At 67.8% G+C, this 16,308-nt stretch carries 16 protein-coding genes; 7 read left to right on the top strand and 9 right to left on the bottom strand.

The genetic code is table 11. The features are described from left to right. Positions 1-162 precede the first annotated feature (162 nt). The 7 genes from ABZV91_RS18905 to ABZV91_RS18875 are packed head-to-tail and all read right to left on the bottom strand — an operon-like array spanning position 163 to position 9,302. Entirely contained in the window at positions 163-768 is a 606-nt protein-coding gene (locus ABZV91_RS18905) for a TetR/AcrR family transcriptional regulator (RefSeq protein ID WP_355243053.1), read from the bottom strand. 6 nt (positions 769-774) lie between these two features. Then, positions 775-1,581, bottom strand: a complete 807-nt coding sequence (locus tag ABZV91_RS18900; RefSeq protein ID WP_355243050.1) for an enoyl-CoA hydratase family protein — start codon at positions 1,579-1,581, stop codon at positions 775-777. A gap of 53 nt (positions 1,582-1,634) precedes the next feature. Next, on the bottom strand, positions 1,635-2,795 hold the full coding sequence (locus ABZV91_RS18895; protein WP_355243047.1) for an acyl-CoA dehydrogenase family protein: 1,161 nt from the start codon (positions 2,793-2,795) through the stop codon (positions 1,635-1,637). A 3-nt stretch (positions 2,796-2,798) separates the two neighbouring features. Next, positions 2,799-4,835, bottom strand: coding sequence for a biotin carboxylase N-terminal domain-containing protein (locus ABZV91_RS18890; protein WP_355243046.1), 2,037 nt, complete (start codon positions 4,833-4,835; stop codon positions 2,799-2,801). A gap of 8 nt (positions 4,836-4,843) precedes the next feature. Next, positions 4,844-6,442 carry a carboxyl transferase domain-containing protein gene (locus ABZV91_RS18885; protein WP_355243044.1) on the bottom strand — a complete coding sequence of 533 codons (1,599 nt, stop codon included), beginning with the start codon at positions 6,440-6,442 and terminating at the stop codon, positions 4,844-4,846. Further along, complete coding sequence (locus ABZV91_RS18880; RefSeq protein WP_355243041.1) at positions 6,439-7,635, bottom strand: acyl-CoA dehydrogenase family protein; 1,197 nt, start codon at positions 7,633-7,635, stop codon at positions 6,439-6,441. The genes ABZV91_RS18885 and ABZV91_RS18880 overlap by 4 nt, the downstream gene beginning before the upstream one ends. Further along, positions 7,587-9,302, bottom strand: coding sequence for an acyclic terpene utilization AtuA family protein (locus ABZV91_RS18875; protein WP_355243038.1), 1,716 nt, complete (start codon positions 9,300-9,302; stop codon positions 7,587-7,589). Before ABZV91_RS18875 ends, ABZV91_RS18880 begins: the two co-directional genes overlap by 49 nt. A 179-nt stretch (positions 9,303-9,481) precedes the next feature. Between ABZV91_RS18875 and ABZV91_RS18870 the strand changes: the two genes are divergently transcribed. From ABZV91_RS18870 to ABZV91_RS18855, 4 genes are all read left to right on the top strand, one after another. Further along, positions 9,482-9,637: a hypothetical protein gene (locus tag ABZV91_RS18870; RefSeq protein ID WP_355243035.1), complete on the top strand. Its 156-nt coding sequence runs from the start codon at positions 9,482-9,484 to the stop codon at positions 9,635-9,637. A 455-nt stretch (positions 9,638-10,092) separates the two neighbouring features. Then, complete coding sequence (locus ABZV91_RS18865; RefSeq protein WP_355243032.1) at positions 10,093-10,275, top strand: hypothetical protein; 183 nt, start codon at positions 10,093-10,095, stop codon at positions 10,273-10,275. Between the two features lie 164 nt (positions 10,276-10,439). After that, complete coding sequence (locus ABZV91_RS18860; RefSeq protein ID WP_355243030.1) at positions 10,440-10,934, top strand: hypothetical protein; 495 nt, start codon at positions 10,440-10,442, stop codon at positions 10,932-10,934. A 190-nt stretch (positions 10,935-11,124) separates the two neighbouring features. After that, complete coding sequence (locus tag ABZV91_RS18855; protein ID WP_355243027.1) at positions 11,125-11,367, top strand: hypothetical protein; 243 nt, start codon at positions 11,125-11,127, stop codon at positions 11,365-11,367. A gap of 298 nt (positions 11,368-11,665) precedes the next feature. Here the strand turns inward: ABZV91_RS18855 and ABZV91_RS18850 are convergent, their stop codons facing one another. Next, positions 11,666-12,547: a hypothetical protein gene (locus ABZV91_RS18850; protein ID WP_355243024.1), complete on the bottom strand. Its 882-nt coding sequence runs from the start codon at positions 12,545-12,547 to the stop codon at positions 11,666-11,668. A gap of 739 nt (positions 12,548-13,286) precedes the next feature. Further along, positions 13,287-13,982, bottom strand: a complete 696-nt coding sequence (thiE, locus tag ABZV91_RS18845) for a thiamine phosphate synthase (RefSeq protein WP_355243115.1) — start codon at positions 13,980-13,982, stop codon at positions 13,287-13,289. Between the two features lie 183 nt (positions 13,983-14,165). Here thiE and thiO point away from each other — a divergent pair, with 183 nt between their 5' ends. From thiO to ABZV91_RS18830, 3 genes are read left to right on the top strand one after another with little or no spacing between them, the layout of a single operon-like run. Beyond that, positions 14,166-15,263 carry a glycine oxidase ThiO gene (gene thiO, locus ABZV91_RS18840; RefSeq protein WP_355243021.1) on the top strand — a complete coding sequence of 366 codons (1,098 nt, stop codon included), beginning with the start codon at positions 14,166-14,168 and terminating at the stop codon, positions 15,261-15,263. Beyond that, positions 15,260-15,508, top strand: coding sequence for a sulfur carrier protein ThiS (thiS, locus tag ABZV91_RS18835; protein ID WP_355243018.1), 249 nt, complete (start codon positions 15,260-15,262; stop codon positions 15,506-15,508). The genes thiO and thiS overlap by 4 nt, the downstream gene beginning before the upstream one ends. Then, positions 15,480-16,259 (top strand): thiazole synthase, encoded by a 780-nt coding sequence (locus tag ABZV91_RS18830; protein WP_355243015.1) that lies wholly within the window; start codon positions 15,480-15,482, stop codon positions 16,257-16,259. The genes thiS and ABZV91_RS18830 overlap by 29 nt, the downstream gene beginning before the upstream one ends. The last annotated feature ends 49 nt before the right edge of the window (positions 16,260-16,308 follow it).

Raw genomic sequence — 16,308 nt, 5'->3', positions numbered from 1 at the left:
GGGTCCGTGCGCAGCGATCTCGAATGATCTGCGCCGGTGAGAGTTCCGAGGCTCCCGCCCCGAGCTCGCTCCGCCTCCGGTAATCGGCCTCGCTCGGCCGGCGGGCTACGCGTTCGCGGAGACCTCCTACCAGCGGCGGCGGCCTGTCCCGTGCGACGCGCTTCAGCCCCGCCCGGCTTCCAATGCTTCGTGCAAGGTGACCGCCCACTGGTGCACGATCTGTTTACGCCGGGCCGAATCATCGGTGAGGACATCGGCCAGCCCCAGCCCGCGGGCGAGGTCGAGGGTGGCCTGGACCAGGTGGTGCGCGACGGGATCGGTGTCGTCTACGCCCAGCGCCCGGACGGCGCGACGGTGCGCGCCGCGGCCGAAACGGGCTTCCAGCGGGACGATGCGTTCGCGCAGTGCCGGGTCGGCGGCGGCGTGGGTCCAGACCTGGAGGGCGGCTTTGAACAGCGTGCTGGTGTAGGACTCGACCAGCCCGGCCACCACCGCTTCGGTACGGGCCAGGCCGGGTTCGGTGACCACCGTGGATACCGCCTGGTCGGTGCGGGTGTCGAACATGTAGGTGAGGGCGGCGGTGATCAGGTCCTCGCGGGTCGGGAAATGGTGCTGGGCCGCGCCCCGGGACACCCCGGCCCGTTCGGCGACCACCGACACGGTCGCCGCTGCCCAGCCCTTCTCGGCCAAGCAGTCGATGGTCGCCTCGAGGAGCCGCTGCCGGGTGGCCCGGCTGCGGTCCTGTTTGGGTTCGTGGGGTGTCGCCATAGCGGCCTATTCTGCCGAGGGCCGCTCGGCGGCCGGGACGGCCCAGCGGGGCGGGCGGCGTTGCAGGAACGCGGTCATACCCTCGATCACTTCCTCGGTGCCGAAGAAGCTGCCCGAGCGAGCGGCCAATTCGTCGGCGGAGCGGTCGAATTCGGCCAGGATCGGCGCGGTGGTGAGCCGTTTGCTCTCCGCGAGGCCCTGTGGGGAGGCTTTGCGCAGTTCGTCCAGTAATTCGGCGGTTCGGGCGGCCGGGTCGTTCGTCGCCAGGGTGATCAGACCGATTCGCTCGGCGGTATCGGCGTCGAACTTCTCTCCGGTCAGGAAATACCGGTCGGCGGCGCGGGGGCTCATCCGAGGCAGCAGGGTGAGCGAGATGACGAAAGGGGCCAGGCCGAGCCGCGCCTCGGTGAGCGCGAAACTGCTGGACAGGCCGGCCACGGCGATATCGCAGGCCGCGAGCAGGCCCATACCGCCGGCCCGCACATTGCCGTCCACCCGCGCGATCACTGGTTTCGGGAGTTCGAGGACGGCGCGCAGCAGCCGCACCATCCATTGCGTACGGATATCGGAGGCGGCGGCGGGGTCGGCGTCCACCGCTTCCTTCAGGTCCGCTCCCGCGCAGAAGGTATTGCCGGTATGGGTGAGGACCACGGCGCGGACCTGCGGGTCGGCGGCGGCGCGGGCCAGGCCCTCCAGCAGTTCGGTCACCAGGCGTGCGGAGATGGCGTTGCGGTTGTGCGGGGAGTCGAGGGTGAGGGTGGCGAACCCGTCCTCGACGGCGTAGTCGACGACCCGGGTGTCGGTTCCGGTCACGGTGGCCCTGCCTTTCTGAGTGGGCCGGCGCCTGCGCCCCGGCCCACCGGTGTTCAGTAGGACTTCGGCAGACCCAGCGAATGCTGGGCGACGAAGTTGAGGATCATTTCTCGGCTCACCGGGGCCACCCGCGCGATCCGGGCCGCGCCGAGCATGGCGGCCAGGCCGTATTCCGAGGTCAGGCCGGAACCGCCGTGGGTCTGGATGGCCTGGTCGAGCGCCTTGATACTGGCCTCGGCGGCCGCGTATTTGGCCATGTTGGCGGCCTCTGCGGCGCCCATCTCGTCCCCGGCGTCGTAGAGGGTGGCGGCCTTGAGCATCATCAGCCGGGCCAGTTCCAGTTCGATCTTCACCTGGGCCAGCGGATGCGCGATGCCCTGATGCGCGCCGATCGGGGTCTTCCAGACGGCGCGTTCGTTGGCGTATTCGACCGCGCGGTCGAGGGCGTAGCGGCCCACGCCGACCGCCATGGCGGCGCCCATGATGCGTTCCGGGTTCAGGCCCGCGAACAGCTGCATGAGGGCGGCGTCCTCTCTACCGACCAGGGCGGTGGACGGCAGCCGGACATCGTCGAGGAACAGGGTGAACTGGTGGTCCGGTTCGATGATGTCCATGTCCTGCGGGGTCTTCTCGAACCCGGGCGCGTCGGTGGGGACGATGAACAGGGCGGGCTTGAGTTTGCCCGTCTTGTGGTCCTCAGTGCGCGCGACGATCAGCACCGCCTCGGCCTGGTCGACACCGGAGATGAAGATCTTGCGGCCGGTGAGCAGCCAGTCGTCACCGTCGCGGCGGGCGGTGGTGGTGATCTGGTGCGAATTGGAACCGGCGTCGGGTTCGGTGATACCGAAGACCATCTTGGCCGAACCGTCGGAGAGTTTGGGCAGCCATTCGGCCTTCTGCTCGTCGGTGCCGTACTCGGTGATGATGGTGCCGCAGATGGCGGGCGAGACCACCATGAGCAGCAGACCGGCGCCCTGCGCGGACAGCTCCTCCATCACCAGCGCCAGTTCGTACATACCGGCGCCGCCGCCCCCGTACTCCTCCGGCAGGTTCACCCCGAGGAAGCCCAGCTTCCCGGCCTCGGCCCACAGTTCGTCCAGCGGCTGGTTCTTCCGCGCCCGGGGCAGCACGTAATCGCGGTAGTTGTACTTGGCGGCCAGCGCGGCCACGGCGGCGCGCAGTTCTTTGCGTTCGTCGGATTCGATGAAGCTCATTGCCTACTCCTGGTCTTCGGTGGCGGGATCCACCACGGCGAGAACGGCACCCACGTCGACCTGTTGGCCGACTTCGACATTCACGGCACTGAGCACACCGTCGGCGGGCGCGGCGATGGTGTGCTCCATCTTCATGGCCTCCAGCCACAGGATCGGCTGACCGGCGGTCACGGTGCTGCCGACCTCGGCGGCCAGGCGGATCACGCTGCCCGGCATGGGCGCCAGCAGGGATCCGGTGGCCACCTGGTCGGCGGGGTCGGTGAATCGCGGCAGGCGGCGCGCCGACACCGGGCCGAGCGCGGAATCCACGCAGACCAGATCGTCGTAGCGGGCGACGGCGAACTGCCGCCGGACCGGGCCGTGCGCACCGGGTACCGCCAGTATCACCTGGTCGGGAGCGGCCGAAAGCAATTCCAGGCCGTCGTGCCCGGCGACCTCCACTCCGCTCCGGGTGAACCGGTAGTCGATATCGTGCGTACCGGTGGCGCGGCTCTCGTAGGACTTGCGCTGCGCCTGCGACGGCAGGTTGCGCCAGCCGCTCGGCACACCCGCGACCACACCGGCCCGCGCCCGGTTGGCGGCCGCCTCGGCGAACGCGGCGGCGATGATCGCAAGCTCCTCGTCGTCCGCGCCGGCCAGGGGCGCGGCCAAGGCGTCCAGGCCGTGCGTGGCGAAGAACGCGGTATCGGTATCGCCGGCCAGGAAGGCGGGGTGGCGCAGGACCCGGATAAGCAGGTCGCGGTTGGTGACCAGGCCGTGTATCCGGGCCCGGTGCAGGGCGCCGGCCAGCAGCCGGGCCGCCTCCGCCCGGGTGCGGCCGTAGGAGATGACCTTGGCGAGCATGGGGTCGTAGTGCACTCCGACCACCGAACCGTCGACCACGCCGGAATCCAGCCGGACCCCGGGTCGGTCGAGTAGGTCGAATTCCGCTGCCACCGGGGCGATCTCCAGGCGGTGCACGGTGCCGCTCTGCGGCTGCCAATCCTGCGCCGGGTCTTCGGCATAGAGCCGGACCTCGATCGAATGGCCGTGCGGCGCGGGTGGTGCCGAGGCGAGCCGAACGCCCTGTGCCACCTCCAGCTGCAACTGGACCAGGTCGAGTCCGGTGGTGCATTCGGTGACCGGATGCTCCACCTGGAGTCGGGTGTTCATCTCCAGGAAGAAGAACTCACCGGACTCGTCGGCGAGGAATTCGACCGTACCGGCACCGGTGTAGCCGATGGCGGCGGCCGCCTGGCGGGCGGCCTCGAAAAGACGGTCCCGCATACCGGGTCCCGAATCCGGTCCCCGTCCCGCGTCGATACGTTCCACCAGCGGAGACGGCGCCTCTTCGACGACCTTCTGGTGCCGGCGCTGGATCGAGCACTCGCGTTCGCCGACGGCCCAGATGGTGCCGTGCGTATCGGCCATCACCTGGACCTCGATATGACGGCCGGTCTCCAGATAGCGCTCGCAGAAGACGGTAGGGTCGCCGAACGCTGATTCGGCCTCCCGGCGGGCGCCTTCCAGCTGCCCGGGAAGTTCGGCCAGGTCGCGCACCACCCGCATACCGCGGCCGCCACCACCGGCGGATGCTTTGATCAGCACCGGGAGCTGGGCTTCGGTGACCTCCGTCGGGTCGAGTTCGGCGAGCACCGGCACCCCGGCGGCGTCCATCATCTTCTTGGACGCGACCTTGGACCCCATCTCCTCGATGGCGGCGGCGGGCGGCCCGATCCACACCAGTCCGGCCGCTTCCACCGCGCGCGCGAATTCCGCGTTCTCGGAGAGGAACCCGTAGCCGGGATGGACGGCGTCGGCACCGGTGGCCTGGGCGGCCGCGATGACGAGATCGGCGCGCAGGTAGGTCTGCGCGGGGGTGTTCCCGGGCAGCCGGACCGCGGCGTCGGCCTCGGCGACATGCGGGGATCCGGCGTCGGCGTCGGAATAGACCGCCACCGTGCCCACGCCCATCCGGCGGCAGGAGGCGAAGATCCGGCGGGCGATCTCACCGCGATTGGCGACCAGGACGCTGGTGATGGGCTGCTGCGAATTCGACACAACCGGCCTCACATTCGGAAGACGCCGAAGGATTCGGCGCCCTGGACAGGTGCAGTGTGGATGGCCGAGAGGGCCATACCGAGCACGGTGCGGGTATCGCGCGGGTCGATGACCCCGTCGTCGTAGAGCCGCCCGGACATGAACATGGCCAGCGATTCGGCCTCGATCTGCGCTTCCACCATGGCACGCATCCCGGCATCGGCCTCTTCGTCGAACGCCTGCCCGCGGGCCTCGGCAGCGGCCCGGCCGACGATGGAGATCACCCCGGCCAATTGCGCCCCGCCCATGACCGCGGATTTGGCGCTGGGCCAGGCGAAGACGAAACGCGGGTCGTAGGCGCGGCCGCACATGCCGTAGTGGCCGGCACCGTAGGAGGCGCCCATGAGCACGGAGATGTGCGGGACCTTCGAATTGGAGACCGCGTTGATCATCTGGGCACCGTGTTTGATGATGCCCTTCTGCTCGTACTCCTTGCCGACCATGTAGCCGGTGGTGTTGTGCAGGAACAACAGCGGAGTGTTGGTCTTGTTGGCCAGCTGGATGAACTGGGTGGCCTTCTGCGATTCCTCGGAGAACAGCACGCCGCGGGCATTGGCGAGGATGCCGACCGGATACCCGTGCAGTTCGGCCCACCCGGTGACCAGGCTGGACCCGTAGCGGGGCTTGAACTCGTCGAAATCGGAGCCGTCGACGATCCGGGCGATCACCTCGCGCGGACCGAAGGGGATCTTCAGGTCGGGCGGCACGATCCCCAGTAGTTCGTCCGGGTCGTACAGCGGTTCGAGCACCGAGGTGCGGGCCGCCGGTCCCTGCTTCTTCCAGTTCAGCCGTTTGACGATGCGCCGGCCGATGCGGATGGCGTCCTGCTCGTCGAGCGCGTAGTAATCGGCCAGACCCGAGACCCGGGCGTGCATATCCGCGCCGCCCAGGGATTCGTCGTCGGACTCCTCACCGGTGGCCATCTTCACCAGCGGTGGTCCGCCCAGGAACACCTTCGACCGCTCCTTGATCATCACCACGTGATCGGACATCCCGGGGATGTAGGCGCCACCCGCGGTGGAGTTGCCGAAGACCAGGGCGATGGTGGGGATACCGGCCGCCGACGCCTGGGTGAGATCGCGGAACATCCGGCCGCCGGGGACGAAGACCTCTTTCTGTGTGGGCAGATCGGCGCCGCCGGATTCCACGAGTGAGATCACCGGCAGCCGGTTCTCCCGGATGATGTCGTTGACCCGCAATGTCTTGCGCAGCGTCCACGGATTGGACGTGCCGCCGCGCACGGTGGGGTCGGGAGCGACGATCATGCATTCCACGCCCTCCACCACGCCGATACCGGCGACGGTGCTGGCGCCGACCTGGAATTCGCTGCCCCAGGCCGCGAGCGGACACAGTTCGAGAAACGGGGAGTCCTCGTCGATGAGCAGTTCGATACGTTCGCGGGCGGTCAGTTTGCCGCGTTTGCGGTGGCGGGCGAGCTTCTCGGGACCGCCGCCCGCGATGACCTTCTCGAATTCCGCCTCGACCTCGGCGAGTTTGGCGGTCATGGCCGCGGCCGCCGCGGTGTATTCGGCACTCGTGGTGTCGAGTGTGCTGCGCAGTGTCGTCAAGACTGATACCCCAATCGTTTCGCGGCCAGGCCGGTGAGGATTTCGGTGGTACCGCCGCCGATACCCAGGATCCGCATATCGCGGTACTGGCGTTCCACCTCGGATTCGCGCATGTAACCGAGTCCGCCGAACAGCTGTACGGCCTGGTTCGCCACCCATTCACCGGATTCGACCGCGGTGTTCTTGGCGAAGCAGACCTCGGCGATCAGATCGGTTTCCCCGGCCGCGGCGCGGGCGGCCACGTCCCGCGTGTAGACGCGGGCGATATCGACCCGGCGGGCCATCTCGGTGACGGTGTTCTGCACGGCCTGCCTGCTGATCAGCGGGCGGCCGAAGGTTTCCCGGTCGCGCACCCAGTCCAGGGTGAGGTCCAGGCAGCGTTGCGCGCTCGAATACGCCTGCACGGCCAGCCCGACCCGCTCGCTGACGAATGCCGCGGCGATCTGCAGGAAACCGGAATTCTCCGGCCCCACCAGGTTCGACACCGGCACCCGGACATCCTGGTAGGACAGTTCCGCGGTATCGGAAGCGCGCCAGCCCATCTTGTCCAGTTTGCGGCCCACCGTGAAACCGGGGGTGTCCTTTTCGACCACCAGCAGCGAGACCCCCGACGCCCCCGGGCCACCGGTGCGAACAGCGGTCACCACGAAATCGGCGCGGCAGCCGGAGGTGATGTAGGTCTTGGCGCCGTTGACGATGTAGTGGTCACCGTCGCGGCGGGCCGAGGTGGTCAGATGTCCCACATCGGAGCCGCCACCGGGTTCGGTGATCGCCAGCGAACCGATCTTGTCACCGGCCAGCGTCGGCCGCACCCAGCGGTCGAGCTGCGTGAGATCGCCCGCGGCGATGAGGTGGGGTACCGCGATACCGCAGGTGAACAGGGAGGCGAAGACGCCCCCGGAAACCCCGGCGTAGTGCAGTTCCTCGCAGACGACGGCGCCGTCGATGCCGCTTCCGCCCGATCCGCCCGCGGCTTCCGGGAACTGGATGCCGAGCAGGCCGAGTTCCCCGGCCTTCTTGTGCAGTTCCCGTGGAATCTCCCCGTCGCGTTCCCAGTCGTCCTGGTAGGGCAGGATCTCGCGCTCGGCGAAAGCGCGCACGGTGGCGCGGAGTTCGCGCCGCTCGGCGGTGTTCCAGACAGTACTCACGGCAGCAGCTCCAACGGTATGTCGAGATGACGGGACCGCAGCCATTCGCCGAGCCCCTTGGCCTGCGGATCGAATCGGGCCTGGTAGGCCACGCCTTCGCCGAGTAGACCGGAGATGAGGAAGTTGAGCGCCCGCAGATTCGGCAGCACATGCCGGGTGATCGTCAGGGGGGCGGTCTCGGGTAGTAGTTCACGCAGCCGCTCGACCGTGAGGGTGTGCGCCAGCCAGCGCCACTGGTCCTCGGTGCGCACCCAGACACCGATATTCGCGTCGCCACCCTTGTCGCCGCTGCGGGCCAGGACGATGGTGCCCAGCGGTACCCGTTTCGTCGGTGCGGGTGGCAGCGGTTCGGGAAGTTCGGGTTCCGGGACCTCGGCCAGTCCGAGGGTCTCCGACGGAGCACCCACCAGGACCTTGCTTCCGGCCGGCCGGTGGGCGGTATGCGCGACCTCGGCGGCGTCGACGTATCCCGGGCGGTAGACGCCGTAGGGCGAACCGTTGCCGGGTGGGGCGGTGAAACTACAACCCGGATAGCTGGCCAGCGCGAGTTCGACGGCGACACCGGAGAACGCGCGACCCACCTTGTTCGGATCGGGGTCGCGGACCACACACCGCAGCAGGGCGCTGGCCTGTTCTTCGGTATCGGCGTCGGGGCGGTCGAGCCGGGCCAGGGTCCAGTCCAGTTCGGCCGGACGCTCGGGCAGCCAGGACTCCAGCTGCCGCCGCGCGAGGTCGGCCTTCGCCTCGATATCGAGCCCGGTGAGGATGAACTCCATCTCGTTGCGGAAGCCGCCGAGAGTGTTCAGCGAAACCTTCACCGTCGGCGGTGGCGGTTCCCCCACGACGCCCCGGATCGACACCCGGTCCGGGCCGGCGGCGGCGAGTTCGACCGTATCGAGCCGGGCGGTGACATCGGGGCCCGCGTAGCGCGCGCCCTGGATCTCGTACATGAGCTGGGCGGCCACGGTGTCCACGGTGACCGCGCCGCCGGTACCCGCATGCTTGGTGATGACACTGCTCCCGTCCGCGCGGATCTCCGCGATCGGGAAGCCGGGTCGTCCGAGATCGGGCAGTTCGCGGAAGAACGCGAAGTTGCCGCCGGTGGCCTGGGTACCGCATTCGATCACATGACCGGCCACCACCGCGCCGGCCAGCCGGTCGTAATCGGTACGCTGCCAGCCGAAATGGGCGGCGGCCGGACCCACCACCACCGACGCGTCGGTGACCCGGCCGGTGACCACCACATCCGAGCCGGCGGCCAGGCATTCGGCGATACCCCACGCCCCGAGGTAGGCGTTGGCGGTGAGGGGGGAGCCGAGGCCGAGTTCGTCGGCGCGGCCGGTGAGATCGTCGCCGTCCACATATCCCACTCGGACTTCGAGGCCGAGCCGGTCCGCCAGTTCCCGCACCTTCTCCGCCAGCGCGGCGGGATTCAGGCCGCCGGCATCGGTGACGATCTGGACGTTGCGTTCCAGGGCGAGGCCGAGGCATTCCTCGAGCTGGCGCAGGAAGGTCTTGGCATAGCCGAGGCCGGGATCCTTCATCCGGTCGCGGCCCAGGATCAACATGGTGAGTTCGGCGAGATAGTCACCGGTGAGCACGTCGAGCTGCCCGCCCTCGAGCATTTCGCGCATCGCGCCGAACCGGTCGCCGTAGAACCCCGAACAGTTGCCGATCCGGATCAGCTCGGGATCGACCGCCAGACCATTCATCAGCGGTTTCGCCTCCTACCGCGGCACCGGGCGGGGTCGCCGATATGCGCCCGCGGCTGTCCGCGTACCCGCCCCAGCATCACAGGCGACCGATAAAAAATCAAGCACGCGTGCTTGTTAATATCCGGAGAGCGAGGCGCGGCCCTGAGCAGCGCCGGGAGCAGGCACAATAGGTTCCTGTGTCCACCGATGTCGCCGTAGTTCTGCTGTTCACCCTCGCCGGATTTCTCGTCGGCGGCGCCTACACCACCTGGAAGACCACCCGGCCGCTTGCGATCGCCCTGGGCGTCTGCGCCGTACTCGCGGCGCTGGGCGCGGTGCTCTGGCTGGTCTGAAGCCGGAACGGCCGCGGAACCGGCCCCACCGCCCCTGACCACCCGTTACGGGAATCGGTTCCCAGGTATGTTTCCGAGGCGCCGCCGGGGTCAACACTCAGGGCACGGCGCGTTGCGCAACAGACGGGAAGTCACGGTGAACCAGAGCCCTGGGATGCGACCGGGCTCCACCGGACACCTCCCCCTGGCACCGCCGGAACACGCGCCGGCCTGCCCCTCTGCGCCGGGCACGGCCGGCGCGCCTTCCCGTCCGGAAAAGCGACTCGGTGCCACGCGGGCGCAGCGGCGGGACCACCCGCTACAGCCGGCCCAGCAGGTTCCGCCGCCCGCACCGCTCCGGCGGCGCGTACCGGTCGAGTCCCGCCGGGCTACAGATCACCACAGACGCGCTACAGACGGGGGGTGGTTTGACAGCGCGGCGAGAATCGATCGGTCCTATATATCAGGAGGTTTCGATGCCGGAACGGAAGTCCATTCGTATCGAGGGCGACCGGGCGGGGGATGCGCTTGCCGTGCGGCGGGCGACCGTCGAGGTGCAGCGGGAGAACCCCAACGCGTTCGATTTCCAGTGGGACGGTTACACGGCGGGGAGCGGTGGCCGGAGTGGCTACCACCGGGTGAGTTGCCTGGCGTCGTAGGGCCCGGGACGTGAGAACGGCCCCGGAAGAGACCGGGGCCGTTCGATCCCCACTGGCAGGGGACACGCCGCGGGCGGTATCGGCCCGCGTCGGTAGGTGCAGCGGAATCGGTGGGAAACGAGTTCGCACGCCGGGGCAGCGCGTACTGGGTAGTCTCCGCTGCCATGGATGTAGGGGATGCAGCCGCGATGGCGAGCGCTGGTGTATCGGTTGTCGCGCTGGGGACCGCCATTTACGCCGCCACGAATGCGGTGAAGTCACTCAAGTGGGAGCAGCAGTCTGCGGAGTCGGCGCGGCGCAGTGCAGAGGCCGCTGAGCGGGCGAATCTATTGACCGAGCGAGCATTGCTCACCGGACGACCTACACCGATGGCGGCAGGTAGTACCGGTGAGACGGTGACGTGGGAAGTCGAGCATCCAGGGGGACATCGATACGTACTGCGGAATACCGGGGACGTCATGGCGGAGCATGTCTCTATCGATGCCTCGCAGATCGTGACCATTGCCCGGGGGCTGCCTACTGACGCGGTGGTGCGCCCAGGCGAAGGGTTGGACTTCATGATGGTCGCGACTTGGGGAGCTCCGCTCCCAAACCAGATCTACGTGGAATGGGGCGACCCGGACAACCCGTCACGGGTAGCTGTGCCGATCACCAGTTGATGCAGCTACGGCCTCTCACGAAGAGGTACGAGGGGCATAAGAGGTGGATCCCACCTGGGGGAAGTGTGCCGATACAACGCTACGGTGGAAACCGCCCAAACCGGATCCAACGCTCGTTCTGGGCGCGAATCCCGAATTGGTGCAAGGGCGTCCATCGCCCGACGCTATGTAATCGAGTAAGGAAGTGCAGATGATTTCTGACAAGCGCCTCGGCCGCGTGCTGGTACGCGTCGCAGTTTCGGCCTCGCTCGTCCTCGCGCCTGCCGCGGTCCTGGCGGCCCCCGCTATCGCCACTCCGCTGGTGCTCCAGCCCGCCGACGAGACCGACACGTCCACTGATCAGACCCAGATCAAGCAGGGCGACCAGATCCACCGTGGCGGTCGAGGCCACGGCCGCGGGCACGGGCATAGCGGATCCGCTGGGAGCTGCTGAGCTGTGAGAGCGACTACGGCCACCCGATGACGGGTGGCCGTAGTCGTGCCCGCACTGAGACATCATCGGTGACGGTGACGGCGACACCGATTGCGTGGTTCCGTGGATTCACCAGTCTGGCTCAATTAGTGAATCAGTAGGGCGCTCAACAGGGTCAGAGTCAGGACGACCGAGAGACTCGAAAAGCGTACAGAGATCTCTATGGCCAACCTCCAGCTGATCGAATTAAGGTTAGTGGCCACGGGGCCTTTCTTAGGCATGTTGCTAGTCCAAATCCGGGTCGATACAAATGGAATAATTAGGCGGTCTCCGTAAAGAACTTTTGCGCTTTTCGTCGGATCTTATCCAGTCGCCTCGAGGCCGTACTGTGTCCTTTATATCCCATAATCTTCGAAATTTCCCCGATGCGTGTTTCGCCGCTGTACAGAAGGACGACCAGCTCCCGTTCGCGCTCGTTGAGGATCGAAAGGAAATCGCCCAGGACGAGCTGGTCCACTACTTCGGTCTCTGGGCTTTGAACTATTACACTATCAGTCAACTCAACAAATCTGACCTTGATCCTTGAGCGCTTGCGGTAAAGTTTTCGTTCGAAATCCTCGCGAGCGTATGACCAGTGTGGTGAGAAATCTTCCTCTACTCGATTCGAGCGGATGGCATCCAGTATTCCTTTAAGCCGACCGTCTGCATTGGCTTTCTCTGCGATCTGAGCGGCCACCTTGCTGGCGCAAACTTCGCCAGCCCACACGGGGCCGGAGAGGCGAGGGCTACCAAACGATGCACCGTCCAGTGTTGAGCCGTCGATAAACCGGGCCGGACTATCGAGAAATGGACCTTCAAATAAGAGAGGGAATTCACGCAAGCGCTCTTCGATGACCTCTGTAGCTGGCGGAATCCAAAAGTCCAGGCTGTGTGAGAGTATTTTAATGGAGTCCGTGGATGAGAACCCACCCAAGGGCGTTTGAGGCATGATATAACGCCAAATAATACTCGACCATGCTCGGCTCAGTCTTTCTGAAAAATCGGAAGGAAGAAATCCTGGTGGAGTATCGTCGCGGCGGTATGGGGGCCAGGTTCCTGGTTTAAGCGAGGGTATTCCGAAACGCTCAAGCTTTGCCCGGGGGATAAGATGATACAACGGTGCGTATTCGTGATATCTGACTTCGGTTCGGGGTATGAACATGATGTTGATATCACCCCGGGAAGCTATATCGAAAATCCTCGGAGGAAGCCGATCGAGTCCCGGCGTTCGACGGCGGAATTGCGCCGCTTCCCATCGAAGGTTCCAGTATCCAATTGCCTCGATTTCTCGATCTGACTCCGCATTCCTGGATCGTGATATTGGAACCGAGACATATTCTGGCCGGGTCGGCTCACTTGCGCGGAGGACTCCGTGGTGGAGAGTGAGGGGCTGCGAGCCATGTAAGGCCGGGTGATGCTCGGATGACGCTTGTGGGTCGTCCGGGCCGAGGAGGGGATTCTGGCGGTGCCACGAGTTCAAGACAGGTCCACAGAAAGGCCCGCAGCTTAGCCTCTCGGCGTCGCTGAATACTGAGGTGTATGGCTCTGGGTTGGTGGTCATATGTCTGTTACGGCACTCCGGCTCAACCTCGTGCCCTTCAGGGATTGTGAGTCACATCACTGCTCCGTGTGTCCTGAGTTCTTGCCCAGTGGATCCATTCGGTCGTGGACAGTTCTCATCGCAAGGCTACTGCCCGCAACCCCTTCGGGGCCGAGACCATCCCGAAGGGGTTGCGCCCGAGGGGATTCGAGGTCGCGCTCCTGTCCACCGAAGAGCTGGGCACGCTTGTACCTCCGAACCGAATCGGCTCATCGAAGTAACAGCGCGCCGCCCTCACTCGCCTTGAATTCGATGGTCCGCAATACCGAAATCGAGCCGGTCGGGCTCCGGGCAGCGCGGCTCAGGCGGCCAGCAGCGCAGCCTTCAGTGCACGCGCCGCGGCCTCCGGGTCCGCGGCGGCGGTGATCGCCCGCACCACGACCACCCGTTCGGCGCCCGCCGCCAGAACTTCCGGAAGGGTCGCGCCGTCGATACCCCCGATGGCGAACCATGGCCGGGTCGGCGCCGATTCCGCGGTCACACGCACCAGATCCAATCCGGCGGGGGTACGCCCCGGTTTGGTCGGGGTCGCCCACACCGGACCGGTGCAGAAATAGTCGAGGTTCTCCTCACCCGCGGCCAGCCGGGCCTGCTCCCGGTCGTGGGTGGACCGTCCGAGCACCACATCGGGGCCGAGGATCTTGCGGGCGTACCAGGGCGGCAGATCCTGCTGGCCCAGGTGCAGCACATCGGCGCCCGCCGCCAACGCGATATCGGCGCGATCGTTGACCGCGAGCAGCGCGCCGTGACGGCGGGTCGCGGCCTTCAGTTCGGCGAGCGCCGCGAGTTCGCCCCTGGCCTCGAGCGGACCGAACTGCCGTTCCCCGGGCGAACCCTTGTCCCGGAGCTGGATGATGTCCACGCCGCCGGCGAGGGCCGCTTCCGCGAACTCGGGGAGATCCCCCTTCTCCCGGCGGGCGTCGGTGCACAGGTACAGCCGGGCGGTGGTGAGGCGGTCGCGCGGGGGCAGCGGTCGGCGAGCGGAGGACGGTTGCACAACTGCCACGGTAGCCGCGCTAACGTGGAGAAGTTGCAGGAGGTGGAACGTAGTGCGAACATGCGCGCGCTCGGCGCGGGCGGCGAGCCGGACCCGACCGGCGCGATGTAGCCCGGCGTCGATCCATCGATCCGGCCGTACCGCCGACGCGCTCCACCGCGGGCCCCGGAGGAGGTGGCGCAGGTGAGCGAACCGGCCACCGATACGACCCTCGCCGTCGTCGGCGGTGGGGTGATCGGACTGGCTGTGGCCTGGCGGGCCGCTGCGGCGGGCTGGACGGTCGGCCTGTTCGATCCGGCGGTGGGTAGCGGTGCCTCCTGGGTGGCCGGGGGGATGCTCGCGCCGCTGTCGGAGGGCTGGCCCGGCGAGGACGCGGTACTGGAGTTCGGTGCCGCCGCACTGGCCGCCTGGCCGGACTTCGCGGCCCGTCTCGAGGCCGTCACCGGCGTGGACGTCTTCGTCGCCACCGAAACCCTGACGATCGCCCAGGACGCCGCCGATGCCGCCGACCTGCGCACGGTCGCCGAATGGGTCGGCGAGCGCGGTCACGAACTCCGGATACTGGACCGGGCCGGGGTCCGGGAACTGGAACCGGCGCTGGCCCGTACGGTGCGTGCCGGGCTGCTGGCGCCCACCGAACCGGCCATCGACAACCGCCGGCTGCTGACCGCGCTGCGCAAGGCCGTGGCCGAAGCGGGGGTGACCGTACACGCCGACCGCGTCCGCGACCTCACCGAACTCGATCACCGGCAGGTGGTCCTGGCCGCGGGCGCCGCCTCGGCCGAACTGTGGCCCGGTCTGCCGGTCCGGCCGGTGAAGGGCGAGATCCTGCGCCTACGCCACCGGCCCGGCGCGCAACCGCCGCCCACCCGGGTCGTACGGGCCCGCGTGCACGGCCGACCCGTGTACTTCGTGCCCCGCGCCGACGGCCTGGTGCTCGGCGCCACCCAGTACGAGGCCGGTTTCGATACCGCGGTCACGGTCGCCGGGGTCCGCGACCTGATCGGCGACGCCGAAACGGTGCTGCCCGGTATCGGCGAATACGAACTGCTCGAAGCCGCCGCGGGCGCGCGACCCGGCAGCCCCGACAATCTTCCCCTCATCGGGCGGTTGTCCGACCGTGTGATCGCGGCCACCGGACACGGCCGTAACGGCATGCTGACCAGCGCGCTCACCGCCGAAGCGGTGGTCGCCGAGCTGAGCGGGCGACCGCTGGCCGCGGCCGCGGCGGCCGATCCGCACCGGTTCACGGCATCCACACCCTCAGGAGGTAGTCGATGACACAGTCGTCCACACAAGGCCCACCGGCGCACGGATCGCCCGTGCCGATCGGGGTCACGGTGAACGGGATCGACCACGAGTTCGCCGAACAGCTCACGGTGCGCCAATTGCTGGAACGGCTCGAACTGCCGTGCCAGGGCGTGGCGCTGGCGGTCGACGGCGCCGTGTTCCCCAAATCGCGCTGGGACGAACCGGTGGGTCGCGGTTGGGAGATCGATGTGCTCACGGCGGTCCAAGGTGGCTGACGAAGCGCTGCGCATCGCCGACCGCACCTTCGGTTCGCGGCTCATCATGGGCACCGGCGGCGCGGAGAACCTGACCGTCCTGGAGGAGGCGCTGCTGGCCTCGGGGACGGAATTGACGACGGTCGCCATGCGGCGGGTCGACGCCGCGGGCGGTACCGGCGTGCTCGACCTGCTCAAACGGCTCGATATCGCGCCGCTGCCCAATACCGCCGGCTGCCGCACCGCCGCCGAGGCGGTACTCACCGCCCGGTTGGCGGCCGAGGCGCTGGATACGAACTGGGTCAAACTCGAGGTGATCGCCGACGACCGCACCCTGCTGCCCGACGCCGTCGAACTGATCGACGCCGCCGAACAGCTGGTGGACGCCGGTTTCACCGTGCTGCCCTACACCAACGACGATCCGGCGCTGGCCCGGCGGCTCGAGGACGCGGGGTGCGCGGCGGTGATGCCGCTGGGCGCCCCGATCGGCACCGGTCTGGGTATCGGCAACCCGCACAATATCGAGATGATCGTGAGCCGGGCCCAGGTGCCGGTGATCCTGGACGCCGGTATCGGCACCGCCAGCGACGCCGCGCTCGCCATGGAACTCGGCTGCTCCGCGGTGCTGCTGGCCACCGCGGTGACCCGGGCCAAGCATCCCGCGCTGATGGCCGCCGCCATGGCCGACGCAGTGCGGGCCGGCTACCGGGCGCGGGAAGCGGGGCGGATTCCCAAGCGGTTCTGGGCCCAGGCGTCCTCACCCGGGCGGTAGAGCCCCGAGCCCGACCCCTCGCGGGTGGGTGCCAAGCCGTAGTGCGGGT

The organism is Nocardia sp. NPDC004568 (genome assembly GCF_040609955.1).
GTDB lineage: Bacteria > Actinomycetota > Actinomycetes > Mycobacteriales > Mycobacteriaceae > Nocardia.
This window is presented reverse-complemented; position numbering and strand designations above follow the sequence as displayed.